Raw genomic sequence first — 20,861 nt, 5'->3', positions numbered from 1 at the left:
CCGCCGCGACATCATCGATCGCCGTCGATCCTCACCCCTCCGCGCGATCCGCCGACAGCGCCGTCCCAGACTTAAGTCTGGGACGCGGCGCGCGAAGCTCAGCCAGAGTCCCTGGCGACAACCCTTTGCCGCAACCCTGGCCACCCGCGCTCCGGGATCGGCCAAACCCACAGGATTCCGCGCAGATGACGGCACTTGACGCCCCATCTTGGGCCAATAGAGTCAGTTCCATGCGGTATTCGCTTCGCCAGTTGGAGTATTTCATCGCTGCAGGGGAAACGCTGAGCATCACCTTGGCAGCCGAGCGAATTCATATCTCCCAGCCGTCGATCTCGACCGCAATCTCCTTCCTGGAGAAGGAGCTGGGCGTTCAACTCTTCATCCGTCACCATGCTCAAGGCCTGTCACTCACGCCCGCCGGGCGGGACTTGCTGCGCGAGGCGAAGAATGTCGTCGCGCAGGCCCAGCGCCTGTATGTCTTCGCGTCCGAGACGAGTAACCAGATCCGTGGGACGGTATCGCTGGGGTGCATGGTCACGCTCGCCCCGATGCTGGTCCCCGAACTGGTTCACTCCTTTACCACTGCCTTCGCGACGACGAAGGTTGCCCACATGGAAGCCAATCCTGAGCAACTTCTCGATGATCTGAGGCGATCGCGCATCGACGTCGCGATCATTTATGACCTGCAAGTCCCTGCCGATATCGACTTCATGCCACTGGCCCGGCTGCCCCCGCACGTCCTTTTGGCCGAGTCGCATCCTCTGGCGAGCCGGACCGCATTGACGCTGGAGGAGATGGTCGAGCATCCGATGATCCTGCTCGATCTGCCGCTGAGCCGGGAATATTTCCTTGCCTTGTTCATGAAGGACGGCCTCGAACCAAACATTTATGCGCGTTCGGAGCACATCGAGGTTCTCCGGACGATGGTGGCTAACGGACTAGGATACTCGCTTCTCAACATCAGACCGAGATCCGATCAGGCCCTGGACGGAAAACGCCTGAAGCGCGTGAGGCTGATTGGAGACAATCGGCCGATGGTGATCGGCACGGCCACCCTGAAAACCGTAAGCAAATCGCGGTTGCTCCAGGCATTCGAAAGCCACTGCCGTTCGTTTATCTCCGACAGTTACATACCCGGAATGGTGGCGCCGGTCTTCGACAAGACGAAGCGCAAGACAGGCCCGGAGAACAATGAGGAATCGTCGTGACGCTGCACGCAGGGCGCGCGCGGCGAACAGCTTCGACGTAACGGGAATTGAGATGCAAATCCAGGCCGATAGTTCTGCATCGGGACAATCCGATCTTCGCACCCAACCCGTCCCACGACAATCGGCCGACGCGTATCCATTCGATCTCGGATCCCACGGCCGAACGATCGCCACGACGTCGCCCGAGGCGCAGCATTGGTTTAACCTGGGACTGAACTGGTGCCTCGGCTTCAACCAGGAAGAGGGCGTGAAATGTTTTTACAACGCGCTGGCGTTCGATCCGGATTGCGTGATGGCCCACTGGGGCGTCGCGTATGGATCGGGCCCGTTCTACAATCTGATCTGGCGCGACCTGGGAGAGATCGAGGCTGACCACATCACGAAAGTGGCTTTCCATCATGTCCAGCGCGCGCTCGCACTAAGCGAGGGACGGGAGGATGCCGAACGTCATCTGGTCGAAGCCCTCGCGAAGCGGTTTCAGAAGCCGCACCACGTCGAACCGGAGCAGTACGATCGCTGGGACGATGACTACGCCGCCGCGATGCGGCGGGTCCACCATGCGTTTCCCGACGACCACGACATCATGGCGCTGTTCGTCGAGGCACTGATCACGCGGACGCCGCGCAAGCTCTGGGACGTCAAGTCGGGATTGCCTGCGCGAAACGCGGACACAGTGGAGGCGTCGCAGATCTGCGACAAGTCAATCGCATTGGCCGACAAACAGGGCACTCCTCTGCATCCGGCCATCGTTCATCTTCACATTCACCTGCTCGAGATGTCGAACGAACCCGAACGGGCCTTGCGATCGGCCGATGTCTTGTCGAATTTGTGCGCTGACGCCGGGCACATGAATCACATGCCGGGTCACATCTACGTCCTTTGCGGCGACTATGAGCGAGCCAAGATCGCAAGCGAGAAGGCCATCAAGGCCGACGATATGTACGCCGACTACGCCGGCTCATTGAATTTCTACGTAACCGCACGCTGTCACGACCTGCATCTGATGATGTTTACCTGCATGTTCCTGGGCCAATTTGCGCCAGCCATCGCAGCGGCCGACAAGATACGCGAGATGCTCACACCCGACATTCTCGGCGTCCGCAATCGCCCTAAACTGGCCAATACGACCGAAGGCTATTACTCGGTCAAGATGCACGTTCTGATCCGCTTCGGACGTTGGCAGGAGATCATCGATGAGCCGGTCCCGGCTGACAGCAACATCTTCCTGGTTACGATCCCGATGCACCACTACGCGCGCGCAATTGCACATGCGACGCTGAAGGACTTCGCGAAAGCCGACGAGGAGCGACGGCTCTTCCAGCTCGCCAAGAGCCGCGTGCCGCCGTCCAGACGCTTTCTCAGCAATTTTGCGCTCGACGTCCTGTCGGTCGGTGAAGCCATGCTCGAGGGCGAGCTGGAGTATCACAAGGGAAATTACGAGACCGGCTATCGCCATCTGCGGGAGGCAGTCCGGCGCGACGACAATCTCGGCTATACCGAGCCCTGGGCCTGGATGCATCCGCCGCGCCACGCGCTCGCCGCCCTCCTGATGGAGCAGGGACACTACGCCGAAGCGGAGGATATCTACCGCGACGACCTCGGGCTTACCAACAGAGTGCAACGCTGCACTCAGCATCCGGACAACGTGTGGGCCCTTCACGGCCTGGTAGAATGCCTGCAAAGGCGAGAGGAAACGGTCGAGCTGCCACTCCTGTCGTCGAAACTGGCAGCCGCTCTTGCAAAAGCGGACACACCAATAGCCTCGTCCTGTATGTGTAGGCTCGATGAATATCGTCCAACACGAACCTGTTGCTGTAACTGAACCGCTGTTCTACGCGCACCTGAGCACAGCTGGCCGAGCCTCGATCGAGAGACGAGAGCTACCCCGCCTGTTCGATCGTCGAACTCAGGGTGCGACCAGTTTCTTGCGGATGGCATAGCGGACAAGCTCGGCGGTTGATGACATGCCGAGCTTGCGCATCGCGGCTGCACGATGGGTCTCGACAGTCTTTACGCTTAATTTCAAGACAGCGCCGATGGATCTGTTGGTATGTCCCTCCGCGATGAGCTGAACGACGGCCTGTTCCCGAGACGTGAGGAGCGGCGCGTCCGGCTGGCCTTGCTTGTTCACCTGATAATCATGAAGCAACTTCTCCAGAAGGACACTGGTGAAGTATGGCCTACCGTCGAGCAATGCCTCGACGGCCGAAATCAGGTGATTTCTCGCGTCGGATTTGAACAAGAAGCCGCGTACGCCCGCCAGAATCGCCTCGGTCAACAGTTCCTCGCTCTCGTGCATCGTGAGGATCAGAACCTCGGTACGCAAATGCATCGACTTGAGGCGGCGACAGACCTCCAGTCCATTCATGAGCGGCATCGAATAGTCGACGATCACAATATCCGGCCGCAACTCTAACGCAAGTGCAACCGCCTCTTCGCCATTGGCCGCCTCACCGATGACGCTCCAGCTGGAACAGGTTTCAACGATTGCACGAAGGCCGGAACGTACAACTTCATGATCGTCCGCAATCACGATGCGTTTCACAGCGCTATTCCCGTGCGGCCCGCAACCTAGCGGCAATTCACAGAGATTCCTGGCTCCATCCCGCCATTCTAGCCGCGGTCACTGGAAGGGTTATCCAACATAACCCTCATGTTCGACAGCAAATGTACTGAAAGCAGGTCCGATCAGATCTCGATCAATCTGACGCGAACCGCGTACCGGACCAGTCCTGCGGTGGAGTTCACGCTAAGCTTACGCATCGCAGCCGCCCGGTGTGCCTCGGTCGTCTTGACGCTCAGGTTCAACATGCAACTGATGCTCTTGTTGCTGTTACCTTCTGCAACCAGCTTGACGACAAGCTGCTCTCGGGGCGTAAGCCCGCCGTGTCCCTCCATATCTGCCTTGGTGCAATTTCCGGTACAAAACGGCTTGTGGATCAGGAGGGACTCGACAGCGGCCATCAACAACTTGTTTGCGTCAGATTTCACCAGGAACGCGCGAGCTCCCGCCTCAAACGCCTGCTGCGCAAGAAGGTACGAGTTATGTACCGTAAAGATCAGCACCTCGGTTTGAAGAGGATACTCCTTGATCCGACGGGCGACCTCCACGCCCGTCATTCGAGGCATGGAGAAGTCGACGATAGCGATATCGGGTTGGGTTTGGATGGCAGCGGCAATCGCCCCACGACCGTCCTTGGCCTCCGCGACGATTTCCCAATCCGACCGCAGAGCCAGTACCGCCCGCAGGCCTGACCGCACCGCCTCGTGATCATCCGCGATAAGAATCCGTTTCATGGCTGGAGGCACTCCAATTCGCCGAGAAGGACCTACGGCGCCGAACGTCAGAGATCGGCCGGCGAGGATCGCATCACGGCGGTGACCAGATCATTGCGGACCTCGATAAGCTGCCATGGTGTGGGTCCGGCTTCGACAGTTGCGCTTCTTCATCGCGGCGCCACACGGGACGATCGCGCACAACAACGTCCCGGACCGGCGCATCGTCGGATTGAATTGAACATCGAGTGTGCCTCCGAGTTGCTGAAGCCTCGCCCGCATTGCCGGAATTCCGACGCCGACAGTTCCTGCCTTGGCGCCGCGTCTCACATCGCCGACAAGGAAACCGCGTCCGTTGTCGCTGATCTTGAGCCGAAAATGTCCATCGGTCGCATCGACGACGATTTTGACCTCGGTCGCCTTTGCGTGACGAAACACATTCGTGAGCGCTTCCTGGGTGACGCGCAGCAAGGCGTACTGGCTGTCGCGGGACAATCGATCCACGTCGGCCAGGATCCTCGTGCTGATTCGTAACGATGTTCGCGCAGCAAACCCTTCGGCGTAGCGCTCGATCGTCGCTTTCAACCCTTCAGCTGTCAGACTCTGGGGGTGAAGCAGATAAGAGAACGACCGGATCTCCTTCAGGGCCTCGTCGATCGAGGCGTCGATATCGTCGCAGAGACGCTCGGCATCGATCGGGCCGGCGAGGTGGGCCCGGACTCGCATGATTCCAAGGCTGGCGGCGATCAAATGCTGGCAGGTTGAATCATGCAGATCGGAAGCAATCCGCCGCTGAATATCTTCTTGGATGGAGGCCAGGCTAACGCTCCCCCACTCGTCGGCTCGCCCCGGCGCTCCATTCCCGAGCGGCTCCTCGCGCAATATCCGATGACTACCGATCACACGGACGACAATACCGTCTATGGAATCGAAGACTGGAGCTACGGTTGTCTCACATTTGCATCGAGGGCCACCAAGCGAAAGACAATGGCGAATCCTGACTTCGGCTCCCCGGGCCATGCAGGCGATGAGCGCATCACCAACGGACTTGGCGTCGCTGCTCTCCATGCATTCGGTGATATCAAGGTCGCGAACTTCCCAGGACGAAACACCAAGGCGCGCCTCGAAGGCCGGATTGATCGCCTCATATCCGAAGCGCCCATCATGCAAAGTATGTATCGCGAAGAGAAGGTCCGAAGCGTGGTCCCAGTAGAGACGGCCGCCCGCCAACTCAAACGCCATCCGCTCCGTAACGCTGGGTCTCTTCGGCTCGCCGGCATCAAGACCGAATACTTTCACGAAACTCACTCACTCTTCGGAAGAACTTTCAAATTCAAAACTGAGCCGTCCGAAAATGTCTCTCCCTCCCCGCCCACGAGACACCCATCAATCAGTAACTACATGACGTTCAACTCGGGGAATTATATCCCGCTCAGTACATACACACCACTAGGTAGTATTTTTCTGGCAACAGAATCACGCATGAGTGAGATGGATTTCGACATATCGATATGCAAATTGTGCCAGCCATGCCTGCGCCATTCGGCGGCACGTTCAAAGGCGATACAATACTGTCTAAAATGATTGACAGATCCGGGACGTCGTACGCTGCGAAGACGGATTATCGACGCCGTCAGCCAGGTGTATCGAGCACGGCTGTGATCTACCGGTTGCTGTCGCTGCTTTTGGTGCGCTTCTTTCCCTTCGCAGTCGGAATAGGCTGCGGCACGGGTGCAATCACGAGAGGATGGGACGGGGCCCGAAGGCGGTTCGTGCCAACGTCGTCCCTGAGTGCATCGGTATCGAGACGCTGGCCACGGTCGACAGAGTCGCGCGGGTCGGCAGCAACGGCCGATATCGCCATCGTTCCAATCGCCGACCCGATCAGCACAAACACCCATTTCGTCCGCATCGTCCAGACACCTATCAAAATGCGAAGTCAAGCCGGGGACCGACCCGGAGATCCCGATAGTTTCGCAACGCAACATTCGACGTCCGCACCTCGTAGAGCACGCTGGTCGTCAGCGACAGGTTGCTTGCAAAACTGTACCTCACGCCGATATCGGCCGAATAGAGCTGATCCTGCCGTCCCCTGTTCAATCCGTCCGTGAACCAATAGGCTTCGAACAGCGGCGCACTCACAATCGACCATTTGGGATCGAGCTTGACTTCTATTCCGAGGACCGCATCGAAGCGCCAGCGGCGCGCCTCCGCCAGATCGGAGAACCGATAGGTCAACAGCAACAGCGGCGACAGCGTGACGTTGTCGACCTGGAAGTCGCGGGCCACGGAACCCATCACGTCGTGCGAGATAAACGCGAGGTCACGGTAGACGCCGTCGAAATCGTAGCGATTCTCGTAAATGGCGGAGAACCGCCAGCCGTTCCAATTCTCGGTCAGGCGCCCTCCCAGGCGCGCGATCGCGGCATTTCCATCCTTCTCCGTCGCAAAAGCATCGTACTGCGCGCGCGCATAGAGCCGATAGGACAGGTCGTTTGTCAGATAACCGTCGAGCCTGACGCTGATGTCGGGCTCGTAGTAGCCATCGGACTTGCGGTTATCGCGGCTGAACAGCGCGTTGTCGGTGAAGGTCGGTGAGACGGAGCCCACAACGCTCCAGGATGGCACCGACACGGTACTCGTCCTCATCTCGGTGAGGTCAAGTTCAGCGGCCCAGGCGCTGCTTACGCTGAACGCTCCGAGAACCGGCAATACGGCAAATGAGCGTCGCATGGCTATCCCCACGGCTCTGCGAACACCACGACTCATGCCACGATGAACGAAAATTGTGGCGTGTTGGTGTTGAGGTTTTAAATCCTTGGTTGTTCTGGCGAAGGGAACCCGTGCTCGATTGTGACGCGCTAACCGTCACCCCCAAACCCGGCCGCCCTGTTTAGTAGTCCACCGCGTCCCTGATGATCGGGCAGGTCATGCAATGACCGCCGCCGCGGCCACGCCCGAGCTCCGCCCCGACAATGGTAATCACTTCGATGCCTTCCTTCCGCAACAAGGTGTTGGTGTAGGTATTGCGGTCGTAGGCAAACACAACGCCCGGAGAGGCACAGACGAGATTGGCACCGCTATCCCATTGGGTGCGCTCGCGCATATAAGCGTTGCCGCCGGTCTCGACGACGCGCAGTTTCTTCAGGCCGAGGGCTTCGGCCACGACATCCACAAACGGCTTCTCGTCCTTGTGCAACTCGACGCCCGCGGAATTGTTTGCGGGCCGATAGGAGTACGCCGTGATGTTGTTGACGATGTCGGGATACAGCAGCACGCAATCGCGGTCCGCGAAGGTAAACACGGTATCCAGATGCATGGCCGCGCGCAGCTTTGGCATGGCCGCCACGATCACGCGCTCGGCCGCCTTCTTCGCGAACAGGGCAGCGGCAACCTGGCTGATGGCCTGCCGCGAGGTCCGTTCGCTCAGGCCGATCAGGACATTGCCCTTTCCGATCGGCATTACGTCGCCGCCTTCGAAGGTCGCAAGGCCATGGTCCTTGGTCGGATCACCCCACCAGACATTGACCTTGCCAGCGAAATCCGGGTGAAATTTGTAGATGGCGGTCGCGAGGATCGGCTCTTCATGCCGCGCTGGCCAATACAGCGAATTCAACGTGACCCCGCCATAGATCCAGCAGGTCGTGTCCCGCGTGTACAGCGTGTTCGGCAGCGGCGGCAGCAGATATTCGGTCATGCCCGCAGCCTCGCGGACCAGTTTGAGCATCTCGCCGCCATGGGCCTCCGGGAAATCATGAGTCGACACACCGCCGATGAGAGTCTCCGCGAGCTCACGCGCCTTGAGGCCCTCGAGATAGGAGCGAAGCTCGTCAACGAGACCGAGTCCGACTTGATCGGGAACCACCTGATTGTCGAGAATCCATTTCCTCGCCTCCGGGATGGCGACGGTTTCCGCGAGCAGATTGTGCATTTCCACGACGTCGACGCCACGGTCACGCATTTTCTGCATGAAATCGAAATGATCGCGCTTGGCGTTGTCCACCCAGAGCACATCGTCGAACAGCAGCGTATCGCAGTTGGACGGCGTGAGCCGCTGATGCGCGCGACCGGGCGAGCACACCATCACCTTTCGGAGCTGACCGACCTCCGAATGAACGCCGAAGGCTGAGGAATTCACCATTGGTGGCTCCTTTCGTATTGGGGCTAGATGCTGATATAGCCGGTGGCGAGGCCATGGATACCGACGACACATCCGATCACTGCTACCGCGAACAAGACCCACTCGGCGGGCGTGAAGAGTTGTTTGCCCTGCTCTTTCCGCGTGATGTAGTAGAGGATTGTGCCGGGCGCGTAGATGATGAAGCCGAGCAACAGGAACTTCGTCCCGCCTGCAAACAACAAGAATATCGTGTAGATCGTCGCCAGAACCGCGATGATGGCGTCCTTGCGGAGATCGCGTGGATCCTTTTCGTAAGTCTCCCGGCGGAACACCAGCATCAACGCAAAGGCCGCGGACAGAAAGTACGGGATCAACGACAGGTGGCTGCAGAGCGACAGTGCGAAGGTGAAGGCGTCGTCGGAGAACAGCGTGGCGACCAGCACCGCTTGAATCAGCAACGTGGTCATCAGCAGTGCTGACGACGGCACTTGATTGGCGTTCTCGCGTGCCAGGAAGGCTGGCATGTCCAGCTTCTTGGCGGCCACTGATAGCACCTCCGCGGCCATCATCGTCCACGCCAGATAGGCACCAAGCACCGAGATGATCACGCCGGCCCCGATAAACACCGCTCCCCAATGGCCGACGGCGGCCTCGAGCACACCACCGACCGAGGGCTGGCGAAGCTGCGCGATCTCCGCGCGGGGCAGAATGCCGTAGGCCAGTATCGACACCGACGCGAACAGCGCCAACACGCCGAGAAATCCCGTGACGGTGGCGACGCCCACGTCTTCGCGCTTCTCCGCGAAGCGCGAATAATTGCTTGCGCCCTCGATCCCCAGGAACACGAAGACCGTCACCAGCATCGTCGCCTTGACCTGCGCGAACAGGTTGCCGTAGTCCCCGGCCGATCCGCCCCACAGGTTGTCCGCGAACACGGCCGGCTTGAGGTAGAAGATCGACAACACCACGAACAACAGCAGCGGAATGATCTTGGCGATGGTGACGACCGCGTTGATTCCCGCTGCTTCCTTCACGCCGCGCAGCACCAGAAAATGAAATGCCCATATCCCGACCGAGGAGATGAGCACCGCGGTCAGCGTATTGCCCTGCCCCAAAGCGGGGAAAAACGCACCGAGCGTCGACTTAATCAGGATCCAATACGACACGTTGCCGACGCAGGCGCTGGCCCAATACCCGAATGCCGAGAAGAACCCGACATAGGGCCCGAAACCCGCTCGCGCGTACGCATAGACGCCGGCATCCAGATCAGGCTTGCGGTTGGCCAGCGTTTGGAACACGAAGCACAGCATGAGCATGCCGGCGCCAGCGATGGCCCACGCGATGAGGGCTCCGTAAATACCGGTCGCCTGCGCAAAGTTGCGCGGTATCGAGAACACACCGGCACCGACCATGCCGCCCACCACCATCGCGGTCAGGGTCCGCAGTGGCAGCTTTTGTATGTCGGTATTCGCGCTCATGGGGGCATCCCGGTCATCTGCAATGCCCTCACGGCGACGCAGATAGCTGCTTCGATCATCACAGGTGCACTCACTTTGGGACGGGGAACATCGGGTTGACTACCTAGCCGGAGGCAAGGATTCCCCTATCGGGCTTCGCCCACACCTCTCTCATGGCTTGTGCAGTGCAGGATCGTCGACCGACTCCGTCGCGCCGAACCACGCGACATACAGCGTCGGCAAGAAGACGAGGGTAAGAACCGTCGCAACCAGCAAGCCGCCCATGATCGCGAATGCCATCGGCCCCCAAAACACCGTCGGCGCGATCGGGATCATCCCAAGGACAGTCGATACGGCGGTCAGCATGATCGGCCGGAACCGGGAGCTGCTGGCGTCGACCGCGGCCTCCCAGGGCGTCTTACCCAGGGCGCGTTCGGCGTCGATCTGACCGATCAGGATGACGGCGTTCTTGCTGATCATGCCGAGAAGCGCCAGCACACCGAGAATGGCGACGAAGCCGAGCGGCCTGCCGGAAAGCATCAACGCTGCGACCACCCCGATCAGGCCGAGCGGCGCCACGCTAAGAACCATGAACAGTCTCGGGAAGCTTCGGAGCTGCACCATGAGGACGGTGAACATGACGAAAAGCATCACGGGCACCACGGCCAGCACGGATGCCTGCGACGTCCGGCTTTCTTCCACGGTCCCGCCAACGACGACTCTGTACGGCAGCGGAAGCGTCTTCTGGAACTTCTCGATCGCCGGCAACAGCGAGGCGACCACGCTTTCCGGCAGTTGGTCGCCGGCGATAGCAGCCTGGACCGTCAAAGTCGGAATGCGGTCGCGCCTCCAGATGAGCGGAAACTCCTGGCCATACTCGAAGGACGCAAACTGGCTGAGAGGAACAGTTTGTCCGCCCGGCAGCGCCACCTGCAGATTGCGCAGACTGTCCAGCGAGACCCTCTGCTCGTCGGTCGCACGCGCCACGACGTTGACCAGATAGATATCGTCGCGGACCTGGGTGATGGGCGTGCCCGTGATGACTGCGTTCAGGACGGTCGCGATCGCCTGGGAGCTGAGGCCGAGTTGGCGCGCCTCGTTCTGATCGACGCGAATGCGCACCTGCCGATCGGGCTCCATCCAGTCGAAATTCACCTGCTTGGTTTCAGGACTCGACGCCACGATCTGTCCGACCTGAAGCGCGAGCTCGCGCACCCGTTCCACGTCAGGCCCACTGACCCGGTACTGGATCGGCCATCCAACCGGCGGCCCGAGCTCGAGCGGAGAAACGAAAGCGATGGCCTTGGGGAATTCTTCCGCCAGCATCCTTTCGAGCTTGGCATGGAGGCGTTCGCGCGCGGCGACATCCTTTGCGATCACCACGGTCTGCGTGAAGAAGTCGTTCGGGAGATGGACGTTAAGAGGCAAATAGAAGCGGATGGCGCCGCGTCCCACATAGGTGCTCCATCGTGCCACATCGGGGTCCGTCGCGAGCGCCGCATCCAGGCGCCTCGCCGCGGCTTCGCTCGCGTAAATCGAAGCGTTCTGGGGCAAGCTGACATCGACCAGAAGTTCCGGACGATCCGACGACGGAAAGAACTGCCGCGGAATCAGCGGCATCGCAAGGACCGAGGCGACAAAGAGCGCCACCGAGATCGCGATGGTCAGCCATTTTGCGCGCATCGCCGAGATCAAGAAGCTCCGGTACAGGCGGAAAATCCTGCCCGGATCCACCGAGTTGCCTTGCTTGGGCCGAACGAGGATCGCAGCGCCAAGCAGCGGCGTGAAAATGACTGCGACGAACCACGACACCAACAGTGCGATCGTGACGACGGCGAACAGCGAGAATGTGTATTCTCCGGCCGAGCTCGCGGCAAAGCCCACCGGAATGAAGCCCGCGATCGTCACCAGCGTGCCCGCCAGCATCGCCATCGCGTGGGTTCGGTAAGCGAAAGTTGCGGCCTCGACCTTGCTGGCGCCCTCCGCCAGTTTGGTGAGCGTCGCATCCGTCGTCGTCATTGCATCGTCGACCAGCAACGCAAGCGCGATGATCAGCGCGCCCAGCGATATACGCTGCATGTCGATGCCGAGCAGTCCCATGATCGGCAAGACGATCGCCAGCGTGAACGGTATGGCGAGCGCGATGATCAGGCCGGGTCGCACGCCGAGGCTGATGAAACTTACCACCATGATGATGGCGATCGCCTGAAGCAGCGAGACCATGAACTCCCGAATGGCATGATTGACCACGACGGGCTGGTCCGCGACCAGGGTGGGCTCGATTCCGATCGGGAGTTCCGCGGTAATCTGCGCCATCGCCTTTGTGATGTTGGCACCCAGTGCAAGAATATCCCCGCCATCCCGCATGGCGATTGCCAGTCCCACGGCCGGCTTTCCGTTGACCCGAAACATCGGCTGGGGCGGGTCGGTGTAGCCGCGACGCACGCGCGCGATGTCGCTCAGGCGAAGCATGCGCCCACCCGCGGAAAAATTGATGTCCGCGATGTCCTGCTCGGACTGGAACCCGCCAGATACCCGTATCGAGATGCTGTCAGTGCTCGTCTGTATCGTTCCCGCCGGACGCACAATGTTTTGCGACTGGAGCGCCGAAATAAGAGCAGACCGGTCGACGCCGAGGGCAGCAAGCTCCTTCGTGGAGAACTCGACGAAGATCACCTCATCCTGCTCGCCCAAAAGCTCGATCTTTGACACGTCCGGCACGAGCAGAAGCTTCGAGCGGATATCCTCGACCCGGTCGCGCAGCTCACGCTGGCTAAAGCCATCGCTGGTGAAGGCGTAGATAATCCCGAAAGTATCGCCGAACTCGTCGTTGAACCCGGGCCCGATCACTCCGGCGGGTAGCGTATGGCGCATGTCGCCGATTGACTTGCGCACGTGGTACCAGGTGTCCGTGACCTCTCTTGCGCTGGCACTACCTTTCAGATTCACGAAGACGGTCGAAACGCCTGCCTTCGTAAAGCTTCGCAGAAAGTCGAGATGCGGCGTTTCTTGCAAGCGACGTTCGAGGCGCTCCGTCACCTGTTTCATCGTCTCCTCCACGGAAGCCCCTGGCCAGGCGGCCTGGACGACCATGGTCTTGATGATGAAGGCCGGATCTTCGTTCCGACCCAGGCGGAAATAGAACAGCGCACCCGCGACGACCGCAATGATCATCATATAGACGACCAGCGAGCGGTGTTTCAGCGCCCAATCGGAGAGGTTGATGCCGCTCATGGCTCTGATCCGAGAACGCGGACCTTCTGACCCGGATGAAGCGCCTGGACCCCGGCGGTAACAACGACTTCACCGGTGTCCAGTCCCTGCGAAATTACCGCTTGGGCTTCGTCGAACTGTAGAACGTCCACATTGCGCACGGAGACTGTACTGGTGGTCGGATCGACGATCCACACGGCGGGGCGCTGGTTCATCCTGGTCAGAGCGGAGGACGGAATATCGATCATCGGCCCCGCACTCGTGCTCACCCGTCCGACGACCGATGCGCCAAGGCGCATCGCCGGCGGAGGATCGGTCAGACCGACCCTGACCTCGAAGGTCCGAGTCACGGCACTGGCCTGCGCGGCGACCTCGCGAATGCGCCCTTTCGCCTTGATACTCGGATCGTCAGCCACGCTGACCTCGACCTCCGGATCGGCCGAAGCCGACCTGATCAATTGAGAGGGGACGTCGAAAACAGCATCGCGGCCGTCTTGCCGCGCGATCCTCACGATCATCTGCCCGGCCTGCACCACCTCGCCGGCTCCCGGACCGGTAGCAGTTATCACGCCTGGCGCATCGGCTTTCAGTTCGGTGAAGCCGACCAGGTCATGCGCGGCACTCAGTGCGGCTTCGGCAGCATCGACCTGCGATCGCGCCGTTTGCTGCGCTTGGGTCGCGGCATCGTAGTTGACGCGCGTGGTCCAGCCCTGCGCCAGGAGCGTCTCCTGACGGTCGAAGTGATTGCGCGCCTGCGTCAGTTGCCCCTGGGCGGCGGCAAGAGATGCCTGTGCCTGCCGCAACGCATTCAGCTCGTTCTGGGACTCCAATCGCGCCAGCACCTGACCGCTTTTGACCCGGTCGCCGATCTTGGCGTCGTTGTTCAACAGCCGCCCGGATATTCGGAATGCGACATTCACTTCATCCTCGGCTTCGATCCGGCCGGAGAATGTCAGCGGTGTCGTGATCTTGCGTTTTTCCACGGTGGCCGTGCGTACGATACGCGACGCAGGCGCGTTATTCGTTTCCGCTTCCCTTCCGCAGCCTGCCAGCATCAACGACATTGCTGCGACCAACATCGATGCGACGACGTATCGGAGCGTGGATCGGCTGCCGCGCATGACCATGGGCTGTTCCGTTCCGGGCGTGGAATGTTGTCGGGCAGATCGGCCTTTCCGAGATTGCGGGTCCCGGCATTGATATCGACATTTTGCCGAAGGGCCCCGGCATCAACATCGGTAAATCTACTCGGTGCAGCCGGATGTAATCGTGGTTAGCCGCGGTTTGAGCCTTGGGAGATTCCTGAGACATGATCAGGCAATCACCCGATATCGCCGGTTCCGCTAACATCACATGATGCAATCGTCAGGTGAAGCATACGCTTGAAGAACAACGCTTGAACGTGGCTCCAACCGAAACGACGGATCAGGAGGATTCAAATGCGAAAGCTTATCTTGGTTGCAACCGCAATACTGGGGACACTGGCGATCGCGCCCGTCGCAGCACAGGCGCAGGCACAGCAGAATCAATGGTGCTCCAAGTTCAAGGGAATGACCAACTGCAGGTATTCCACCGAGGAGCAGTGCCGCGCGTCCAGGAGCGGAAGAGGCGGGACCTGCTTCGCTCGACAAGCGTCGCGCTAGTTGCGCAGCAGAGCCGCGAGATCCTACCCAAAACGATGGCGCCGGACGATCCGCTCGTGGGCGCCATCGGAGCCATTTTGGATGATGATGTATCGCTATGCCGGTTTGCGCCTCGATGCATCGCATGACCCGCGAATAGAGGCACCGGGCGCGGACGTGCCGCCGGAATTTAGGCTTGCCACCAGAAAAAGCCTTTCTTCCAAGCACGGCAGAGTTCGACGACGTAAACCAGGGGCAATCGAGGAAGCCGACATGACAGGCTCTTCAGTTGATCGACATGGGCGCGCGGCCGTCGCGGTTGGACAATTGTGGCCGGTCGCGGCGACCCGAGCCGCATTGTTCCTCTGCCTTTGGCTGGTGCTTGCCGGCGCCCATCCCGGAGATCTTCCTGCCGCGGCGGTCGCGATCGCCGCAGCAACCTGGACCAGCCTGCATCTGCTGGAACCCGGCAAATCGCGGCGGTCGCCTCGAGCCATTGTCCGTCTGGCGCTGCTTTTCCTGTACCACTCAGTGGTCGCCGGAGCAGAAGTTGCGGGACGCGCGCTGAATCCCCGGATGCGGCTGAACCCGGGGTTTGTGGCCTATCCAACCCGGCTTTCACGCGGCGTCCGGCAGAACGTATTCACGACACTCACCAGCCTGCTGCCTGGCACGGTCCCGGCCGGCGAGGAGAACGGGCAGATCATTTATCACTGCCTCGACGTCGAGCAGCCGATCGTCTCCGATCTCGCCGCCGAGGAAGCGGCACTGGTTCGAGCCCTCTACAATGACTGAGTTCCTGACGGCCGCCGTCGGCCTGATCCTGGCGATGTTGGCGCTCGGCCTGGTGTCGATATTGCGTGGACCGGGCGATGCCGACCGCATGATGGCGACGCAATTGATCGGAACGGCGGGCATTGCCGCGCTGCTGTTGCTCGGCACCGTGACGGGCGTACCGGCCGCCGTCGACGTGGCCTTGATCCTGGCGCTGCTCGCCACCTTTGCCTCCATCGCGTTCGTCAAGAAGGGACTTCCCCGCCTCGAAGCCGACGGAGTTGGTTCAGCGGAGGACGAATGAGCGTCGCACGTGACATCATGACGATTGCAGGCGTGTCGGTGGGCGCGTTCTTCTTCCTGGCCGGCACTGTCGGCCTGCTTCGCTTCCCCGACACCCTGACGCGCCTGCACGCACTGACCAAAGCCGACAACCTCGGCCTCGGCTTCGTCGTGCTCGGGTTGCTCCCGCAATCGGGAAGCCTGCGCGATGGGCTGAAGTTGATCAGCATCTGGATGCTTGCGCTGCTCGCAGGCGCCACTGTCTCGCAGTTGATCGCGCGCATGGTACGCCAGAGCGGAACGACCAGATGAACATCGCCACAGTGTTCGAGATCGTACTCGCTTCCGTGGTGCTGGGCCTCGCCATCTGGACAATCGCCGTCGCTGAAACCTATTCGGCAACGGTCGGCTTCGTCGCCTATAGCCTCCTGGTTGCGCTGATCTGGGTTCGTCTCGATGCTGTCGATGTAGCCCTGACGGAAGCCGCCATCGGCGGAGGCCTCGGCGGTGTCGTGCTGTTGGGGGCGGCTGCCCGGCTGCGCGACGCCGAGGCGTTGACAGTTGAACAAGCCAGCCCAATCGTACGCATGAGCGCGGCGATACTGTCCGCATCGATCACTGCAGCACTCGCTTTTGCGATCCTGCTTCTCCCCGATCCGGCACCGACGCTGGCGCCGACCGTCGTCGCGAATGCCGGAGCGACCGGAATGACCAACCCCGTCACCAACGTGCTCATGGCATTCCGTGGCATGGACACCATGCTCGAGAAGGTCGTGCTCCTGCTCGCCATCGTCGGCGTCTGGTCGCTCGCGTCCGATCGGGCCTGGGGCGGTCGTCCGGGACCGCGCCACCAAGCCGATCCGAACGGCGTTCTCGCGTTCCTTGCGCGACTGTTGCCGCCCGCCGGCATCGTCGTCGGCGTTTACATCCTGTGGACGGGAGCCGATCACCCCGGCGGAGCGTTTCAGGGCGGCGCAGTTCTCGCGTCGATGTGGCTGCTGGTCATCATGGCCGGACTGGCAGATACGCCACCCGTGAGCAGCCGATGGCTACGGCTCATCCTGGTGGCCGGACCCGGTCTATTCCTTGCCATTGGGCTCGGTGGGCTTTGGCTCGGACCGGCATTCCTTTCCTACCCGGCCGCATTCGCCAAGCCGCTGATTCTGGGCATCGAGGTCGCAATGATTTTGACGATCGCCGCGACACTCGGGCTCCTCCTCGCGGGCGCACCGGAAAGGAGTTCACAGTGACAAGTGGCGTGACGGTGTTCGGGTTGTGCGCCGCCGCTGCGGTCGGACTAGGGCTCAACGGCCTGATGACGAGCCCGCAACCGCTTCGCAAGATCATCGCGTTCAATCTGCTCGGTAGCGGCGTGTTTCTCCTGTTCGGCATCGTCGGACGGCGGGGCGCGGCAGCGGGCTTTGGCAACGATCCGGTGCCGCAAGCCCTGGTGATCACGGGGGTCGTGGTGGCGTTTTCCGCGACAGCCCTCGCGATCGCCTTGCTGCTTCGGTTGTTGAAGACCTCTGGCTCCACGACGCTCGATGATCCAGCACCGACGAGCCCGCACTCCGATCCATCCGGTGATTGATGTTGCCTCCCGCGCCCGCGCTGGCGACCACCGCGGGAGGCTTCCTGCTGGTGCTCTCGATCGTCGCGCCCGTCGCGGGCATCCTGCTGGCGTTCGTTCTCGGTGACCGGCACGTTCGGCAGGTCGCCTTCACCGTGATTCCAATCGGGTTGGCGATCGCCGCAGCCATTCTGCTGGCCCCGCCGGAAAGCGACGGCCCCCTCGTCTATCTCCTCGGTGCCTGGCCGCCACCGCTGGGCGTGGCGTTGCGCGCGGACGGGTTGTCGACAGTGATGCTCGCGACGACGGCGGTCGTGATCTGCGCGGTTGCCGTTTTTGCCGTGACCGATTTTCGTCCCGCAGCCGCGGACGCGCGCGCGCCATTCGCGTTCTGGATCCTGTTGCTGGCGATATGGGCGGCGCTGAACACGATCTTCGTCGGCGGAGACCTCTTCACCCTTTATGTCGCCCTGGAATTACTGACATTCGCCGCGGTGCCGCTGGTTTGCCTCGAGGGGCGCGCCGAAACGCTTCGGGCTGCGCTGCGGTATCTGCTTTTCGCGTTGCTCGGTTCGGTGCTCTACTTGCTCGGCACAGCCCTGCTCTATGGCCTCTACGGCACCCTCGACATCGTGCTGTTGTCGCGTCGCGTCACCGCGGTGCCCGGCGCGCTCATCGCAGCAGCATTGATGACGACCGGCCTCCTCGCCAAGACCGCCCTGTTTCCATTGCATCTCTGGCTACCACCCGCTCACGCTGGCGCGCCGGCGGCTGCGAGCGCGATCCTGTCCGGCCTGGTCGTGAAGGGATCGTTCTTCATCCTGCTGCGGCTCTGGTTCAACGTCATGCCCGGCCTGCCTGGCTTCGCTGTCACGCAATTGCTCGCCGCACTGGGAGCCGGCGCGATCGTGGTCGGTAGCATTGTCGCTCTGCGGCAGGAGCGTCTCAAGCTGCTGATCGCATATTCGACATTGGCTCAGATCGGGTATCTCTTCCTGATGTTTCCACTCGCCGTCGATGCCTCGGGCAAGCTCGATAGCGGCGGAGCCCTTGCGGGCGGCCTGCTTCAGGCGGTCTCGCATGCCACCGCGAAGGCGGCGATGTTCCTGGCTGTCGGGTCGATCTATGCCGGGCTGGGCCATGATCGCATTACCGGGCTGCGCGGCGTCGCGCGAGCCCTGCCCTTGAGCGTTCTCGCCTTCGCGCTGGGCGGCATCGCACTGATGGGCATTCAACCGAGCGGCGCGTCTCTTGCGAAGGAGTTGTTGCTCGAGGAGACTGCAAGGACTGGACAGTGGTGGTGGGCCGTCGTGCTCCAGGCCGGAGGAATGTTCACGACCGGCTATGTCGTTCTGGTCCTGGCCCATGCGCTCATGCCCTCGGATCAGCCAGTTGTGCTCACCGGACCGACGCCGCTCAGCCGCGACCTGCCGGCGCTTGCGCTGGCGCTCTGCTCGCTGCTGTTTGGTCTGATGCCTTGGGAACGTTATTTGCCGGTCCCATATGGCGCGGCATTGAAACTGTTCGGCATCGACGGACTCGTCAAACTGCTCCTGCCCGTGCTGGGAGGCGCGGCGCTTGCGATCCTGCTCAGTCCCGGGCCACTTCCGGTGATCTCCTCGGCTAGCTGGAACACGCTGAGGAGCGTGGTCGGCCTGTGCCGACGCTGCTCTGTTGAAGTCGGTAGGCGTGTCGAAAGAGGCGACGAGGTTCTTCGTCAATGGCCTGTAGCGTGCATCTCCCTGCTCCTCGTGGCCCTGCTACTCGCCGCGTCGATGTTCGCCTCAAACTGAAACATGCCAACACTCGCAGCGAACCGAAGAACTCCCCGGTCTGTATGATCGGGAACATTCTCTCCACACCTGAGGGTTTTCTCGGATGCCTATCGAGCGGCACGCCGTCTAGTCTCGAGTTCACACTATCACTCGGCGTCAGTCCTGCCGCGGGAGGTCGATCCCGCGGAGAATATGCGGGAGGTTTTCATGTCTGATCTGGTCGCGATCGTATACCCGAACGAGGCAAAGGCCGAACACGTCCGGCAACGGCTGCTCAAGTTGCAAAAGGAGTATCTCATCACCATCAGCGACGCCGTGATCGCGGTCAAGACCGAGTCCGGCGACATCAAACTCAACCAGCTCGTCAACACCACCGCGACAGGCGCAATCACCGGCAGTTTCTGGGGACTTCTGGTCGGAGTGCTCTTCCTCAATCCGATTATCGGTGTCGCCATCGGCGCCGCGTCCGGTGCGCTCGGCGGCGCCTTGTCCGATTTCGGCATCAACGACGCCTTCATCAAGGAGTTGTCTACCTCGCTCCACACCGGCAACGCCGCCCTTTTCGTCCTGATCAAGAACATGACGGCCGACAAGGTGCTTAACGAGATCAAGGATGCCGGGGGCGTCGTGCTGAAGACATCCCTGGACGAGACCAAGGAAAAGATTCTGCGTGACGCGCTCGCCAGTGCTCAAGAGCGACCTGCCGCCTGAACCGCCTACCGTCGGCCGCCCATCAATCGCAGCAGCATCATGAACAGATTGATGAAGTTGAGGTAAAGCGACAGCGCCGCAATGATGGATTTTCGGCCTGTCGTGGTTTCATTGTCATTACCGTCGTACATCGCCTTGATCCTCTGCGTGTCGTAGGCGGTCAGGCCCGCAAACACACCAACGCCCACGACCGAGATCAACCAATCAAGTGCGGTCGACCTCAGGAACAGGTTGATCAGGCTTGCGATGATGATGCCGATCAAGCCCATGAACAGGAACGTGCCCACGCCGGACAGGTTGCGACGCGTGGTGAAGCCAAAGGCGCTGAGGGCACCAAACATCAACGCGGCGATGACAAAGACGCGCGTGATCGAGGCGCTCGTGTAGATGTGCAGCAGTGTCGAGAGCGACACGCCGACCAAGGCGGCATAAGCGAAGAACAGAAGCCGCGCCGTTGCCGCCGACAGTGTGTTGATGCGCGAGCTGATGAAGAACACCAAACCGAGCGGCGCCAGGATGAAGACCCACATCAGCGGATTTTGCAGCAGTTCAGGCCCGGTGAGCTGGTAAGTCAGCCAGGCGACGATGGCCGTCAAGCCAACGCCCGTCGCCATGTACCGGTAGATGCGGAGCATGTAGGCGCTGATGCCGGCATCGACCGCAGATGTGCCGGGGCCGGCACCAGGGGCCGCCAGGTTTTGATCATAGTTTGACATCGCTCGCCTCCACGGCCGTCCGACGGAGCCGAACCTAAGGCCTCGGGCGTCGCCCGCGCATCCGATGATCACCTGAGTGACAGAGGGCAAATCACCTATCCCTTGCATGCTGCCTGAAGCTGCCGCTGCCTGCGCCC

Annotated in this window: 19 protein-coding genes; 10 read left to right on the top strand and 9 right to left on the bottom strand. The window is 61.1% G+C overall.

Annotated features, from left to right (window positions below; all coding sequences use genetic code 11):
* Positions 1-230 precede the first annotated feature (230 nt).
* Positions 231-1,208, top strand: a complete 978-nt coding sequence (locus UB31_RS29785; protein WP_045008848.1) for a LysR family transcriptional regulator — start codon at positions 231-233, stop codon at positions 1,206-1,208.
* Positions 1,192-3,030, top strand: coding sequence for a tetratricopeptide repeat protein (locus tag UB31_RS29780; protein ID WP_245305639.1), 1,839 nt, complete (start codon positions 1,192-1,194; stop codon positions 3,028-3,030). The genes UB31_RS29785 and UB31_RS29780 overlap by 17 nt, the downstream gene beginning before the upstream one ends.
* 84 nt (positions 3,031-3,114) lie before the next feature.
* On the opposite strand, the gene UB31_RS29775 is transcribed toward UB31_RS29780, so the two are convergent.
* The 8 genes from UB31_RS29775 to UB31_RS29735 all read right to left on the bottom strand — a co-directional run bounded on the left by UB31_RS29775 (position 3,115) and on the right by UB31_RS29735 (position 14,395).
* Positions 3,115-3,753 carry a response regulator gene (locus UB31_RS29775; protein ID WP_045008563.1) on the bottom strand — a complete coding sequence of 213 codons (639 nt, stop codon included), beginning with the start codon at positions 3,751-3,753 and terminating at the stop codon, positions 3,115-3,117.
* 143 nt (positions 3,754-3,896) lie between these two features.
* Positions 3,897-4,505 (bottom strand): response regulator, encoded by a 609-nt coding sequence (locus tag UB31_RS29770; RefSeq protein ID WP_045008564.1) that lies wholly within the window; start codon positions 4,503-4,505, stop codon positions 3,897-3,899.
* 90 nt (positions 4,506-4,595) lie between these two features.
* The gene (locus UB31_RS29765) at positions 4,596-5,792 is read right to left on the bottom strand and encodes a sensor histidine kinase (protein ID WP_245305640.1); all 1,197 of its coding nucleotides are present in this window, start codon (positions 5,790-5,792) and stop codon (positions 4,596-4,598) included.
* A gap of 618 nt (positions 5,793-6,410) precedes the next feature.
* Positions 6,411-7,217: an outer membrane beta-barrel protein gene (locus UB31_RS29755; RefSeq protein ID WP_045008566.1), complete on the bottom strand. Its 807-nt coding sequence runs from the start codon at positions 7,215-7,217 to the stop codon at positions 6,411-6,413.
* Positions 7,218-7,377: 160 nt separating this feature from the next.
* Complete coding sequence (gene arcA / locus UB31_RS29750) at positions 7,378-8,625, bottom strand: arginine deiminase (RefSeq protein ID WP_045008567.1); 1,248 nt, start codon at positions 8,623-8,625, stop codon at positions 7,378-7,380.
* Positions 8,626-8,648: 23 nt separating this feature from the next.
* Positions 8,649-10,082: a basic amino acid/polyamine antiporter gene (locus UB31_RS29745; protein WP_045008568.1), complete on the bottom strand. Its 1,434-nt coding sequence runs from the start codon at positions 10,080-10,082 to the stop codon at positions 8,649-8,651.
* Positions 10,083-10,232: 150 nt separating this feature from the next.
* Entirely contained in the window at positions 10,233-13,295 is a 3,063-nt protein-coding gene (locus UB31_RS29740) for an efflux RND transporter permease subunit (protein ID WP_045008569.1), read from the bottom strand.
* Positions 13,292-14,395, bottom strand: coding sequence for an efflux RND transporter periplasmic adaptor subunit (locus UB31_RS29735; RefSeq protein WP_082078685.1), 1,104 nt, complete (start codon positions 14,393-14,395; stop codon positions 13,292-13,294). The genes UB31_RS29740 and UB31_RS29735 overlap by 4 nt, the downstream gene beginning before the upstream one ends.
* Positions 14,396-14,713: 318 nt before the next feature.
* Between UB31_RS29735 and UB31_RS40790 the strand changes: the two genes are divergently transcribed.
* The 8 genes from UB31_RS40790 (at position 14,714) to UB31_RS29695 (ending at position 20,008) form a co-directional block, all read left to right on the top strand.
* Positions 14,714-14,917 carry a DUF3551 domain-containing protein gene (locus UB31_RS40790; RefSeq protein ID WP_082078675.1) on the top strand — a complete coding sequence of 68 codons (204 nt, stop codon included), beginning with the start codon at positions 14,714-14,716 and terminating at the stop codon, positions 14,915-14,917.
* A gap of 81 nt (positions 14,918-14,998) precedes the next feature.
* Positions 14,999-15,691, top strand: a complete 693-nt coding sequence (locus UB31_RS29725) for a Na+/H+ antiporter subunit E (protein WP_245305642.1) — start codon at positions 14,999-15,001, stop codon at positions 15,689-15,691.
* Positions 15,684-15,974 carry an MrpF/PhaF family protein gene (locus tag UB31_RS29720; RefSeq protein WP_045008572.1) on the top strand — a complete coding sequence of 97 codons (291 nt, stop codon included), beginning with the start codon at positions 15,684-15,686 and terminating at the stop codon, positions 15,972-15,974. Before UB31_RS29725 ends, UB31_RS29720 begins: the two co-directional genes overlap by 8 nt.
* Positions 15,971-16,264 (top strand): monovalent cation/H(+) antiporter subunit G, encoded by a 294-nt coding sequence (locus UB31_RS29715; protein WP_045008573.1) that lies wholly within the window; start codon positions 15,971-15,973, stop codon positions 16,262-16,264. Before UB31_RS29720 ends, UB31_RS29715 begins: the two co-directional genes overlap by 4 nt.
* Positions 16,261-17,202, top strand: a complete 942-nt coding sequence (mbhE, locus tag UB31_RS29710; protein ID WP_045013426.1) for a hydrogen gas-evolving membrane-bound hydrogenase subunit E — start codon at positions 16,261-16,263, stop codon at positions 17,200-17,202. Before UB31_RS29715 ends, mbhE begins: the two co-directional genes overlap by 4 nt.
* The gene (locus tag UB31_RS29705; protein ID WP_045008575.1) at positions 17,199-17,543 is read left to right on the top strand and encodes an NADH-quinone oxidoreductase subunit K; all 345 of its coding nucleotides are present in this window, start codon (positions 17,199-17,201) and stop codon (positions 17,541-17,543) included. Before mbhE ends, UB31_RS29705 begins: the two co-directional genes overlap by 4 nt.
* The gene (locus UB31_RS29700) at positions 17,543-19,315 is read left to right on the top strand and encodes a complex I subunit 5 family protein (RefSeq protein ID WP_045013425.1); all 1,773 of its coding nucleotides are present in this window, start codon (positions 17,543-17,545) and stop codon (positions 19,313-19,315) included. The genes UB31_RS29705 and UB31_RS29700 overlap by 1 nt, the downstream gene beginning before the upstream one ends.
* 189 nt (positions 19,316-19,504) lie before the next feature.
* The gene (locus UB31_RS29695) at positions 19,505-20,008 is read left to right on the top strand and encodes a DUF1269 domain-containing protein (RefSeq protein ID WP_045008852.1); all 504 of its coding nucleotides are present in this window, start codon (positions 19,505-19,507) and stop codon (positions 20,006-20,008) included.
* Between the two features lie 5 nt (positions 20,009-20,013).
* Here UB31_RS29695 and UB31_RS29690 read toward each other — a convergent pair whose 3' ends face one another.
* Positions 20,014-20,724, bottom strand: coding sequence for a Bax inhibitor-1/YccA family protein (locus UB31_RS29690; RefSeq protein WP_045008577.1), 711 nt, complete (start codon positions 20,722-20,724; stop codon positions 20,014-20,016).
* Between the last annotated feature and the right edge of the window lie 137 nt (positions 20,725-20,861).

This window comes from Bradyrhizobium sp. LTSP849 (assembly GCF_000938255.1).
GTDB lineage: Bacteria > Pseudomonadota > Alphaproteobacteria > Rhizobiales > Xanthobacteraceae > Bradyrhizobium.
This window is presented reverse-complemented; position numbering and strand designations above follow the sequence as displayed.

Coding starts and splice junctions, on each gene's coding strand:
- UB31_RS29755 (WP_045008566.1), bottom strand. CDS start 7,217: ATGCGACGCTCATTTGCCGTATTGCCGGTTCTCGGAGCGTTCAGCGTA.
- UB31_RS29700 (WP_045013425.1), top strand. CDS start 17,543: ATGTTGCCTCCCGCGCCCGCGCTGGCGACCACCGCGGGAGGCTTCCTG.
- UB31_RS29715 (WP_045008573.1), top strand. CDS start 15,971: ATGAGCGTCGCACGTGACATCATGACGATTGCAGGCGTGTCGGTGGGC.
- UB31_RS29745 (WP_045008568.1), bottom strand. CDS start 10,082: ATGAGCGCGAATACCGACATACAAAAGCTGCCACTGCGGACCCTGACC.
- UB31_RS29770 (WP_045008564.1), bottom strand. CDS start 4,505: ATGAAACGGATTCTTATCGCGGATGATCACGAGGCGGTGCGGTCAGGC.
- UB31_RS29720 (WP_045008572.1), top strand. CDS start 15,684: ATGACTGAGTTCCTGACGGCCGCCGTCGGCCTGATCCTGGCGATGTTG.
- UB31_RS29740 (WP_045008569.1), bottom strand. CDS start 13,295: ATGAGCGGCATCAACCTCTCCGATTGGGCGCTGAAACACCGCTCGCTG.
- mbhE (WP_045013426.1), top strand. CDS start 16,261: ATGAACATCGCCACAGTGTTCGAGATCGTACTCGCTTCCGTGGTGCTG.
- arcA (WP_045008567.1), bottom strand. CDS start 8,625: ATGGTGAATTCCTCAGCCTTCGGCGTTCATTCGGAGGTCGGTCAGCTC.
- UB31_RS29690 (WP_045008577.1), bottom strand. CDS start 20,724: ATGTCAAACTATGATCAAAACCTGGCGGCCCCTGGTGCCGGCCCCGGC.
- UB31_RS29725 (WP_245305642.1), top strand. CDS start 14,999: ATGATGATGTATCGCTATGCCGGTTTGCGCCTCGATGCATCGCATGAC.
- UB31_RS29785 (WP_045008848.1), top strand. CDS start 231: ATGCGGTATTCGCTTCGCCAGTTGGAGTATTTCATCGCTGCAGGGGAA.
- UB31_RS40790 (WP_082078675.1), top strand. CDS start 14,714: ATGCGAAAGCTTATCTTGGTTGCAACCGCAATACTGGGGACACTGGCG.
- UB31_RS29695 (WP_045008852.1), top strand. CDS start 19,505: ATGTCTGATCTGGTCGCGATCGTATACCCGAACGAGGCAAAGGCCGAA.
- UB31_RS29735 (WP_082078685.1), bottom strand. CDS start 14,395: ATGCGCGGCAGCCGATCCACGCTCCGATACGTCGTCGCATCGATGTTG.
- UB31_RS29780 (WP_245305639.1), top strand. CDS start 1,192: ATGAGGAATCGTCGTGACGCTGCACGCAGGGCGCGCGCGGCGAACAGC.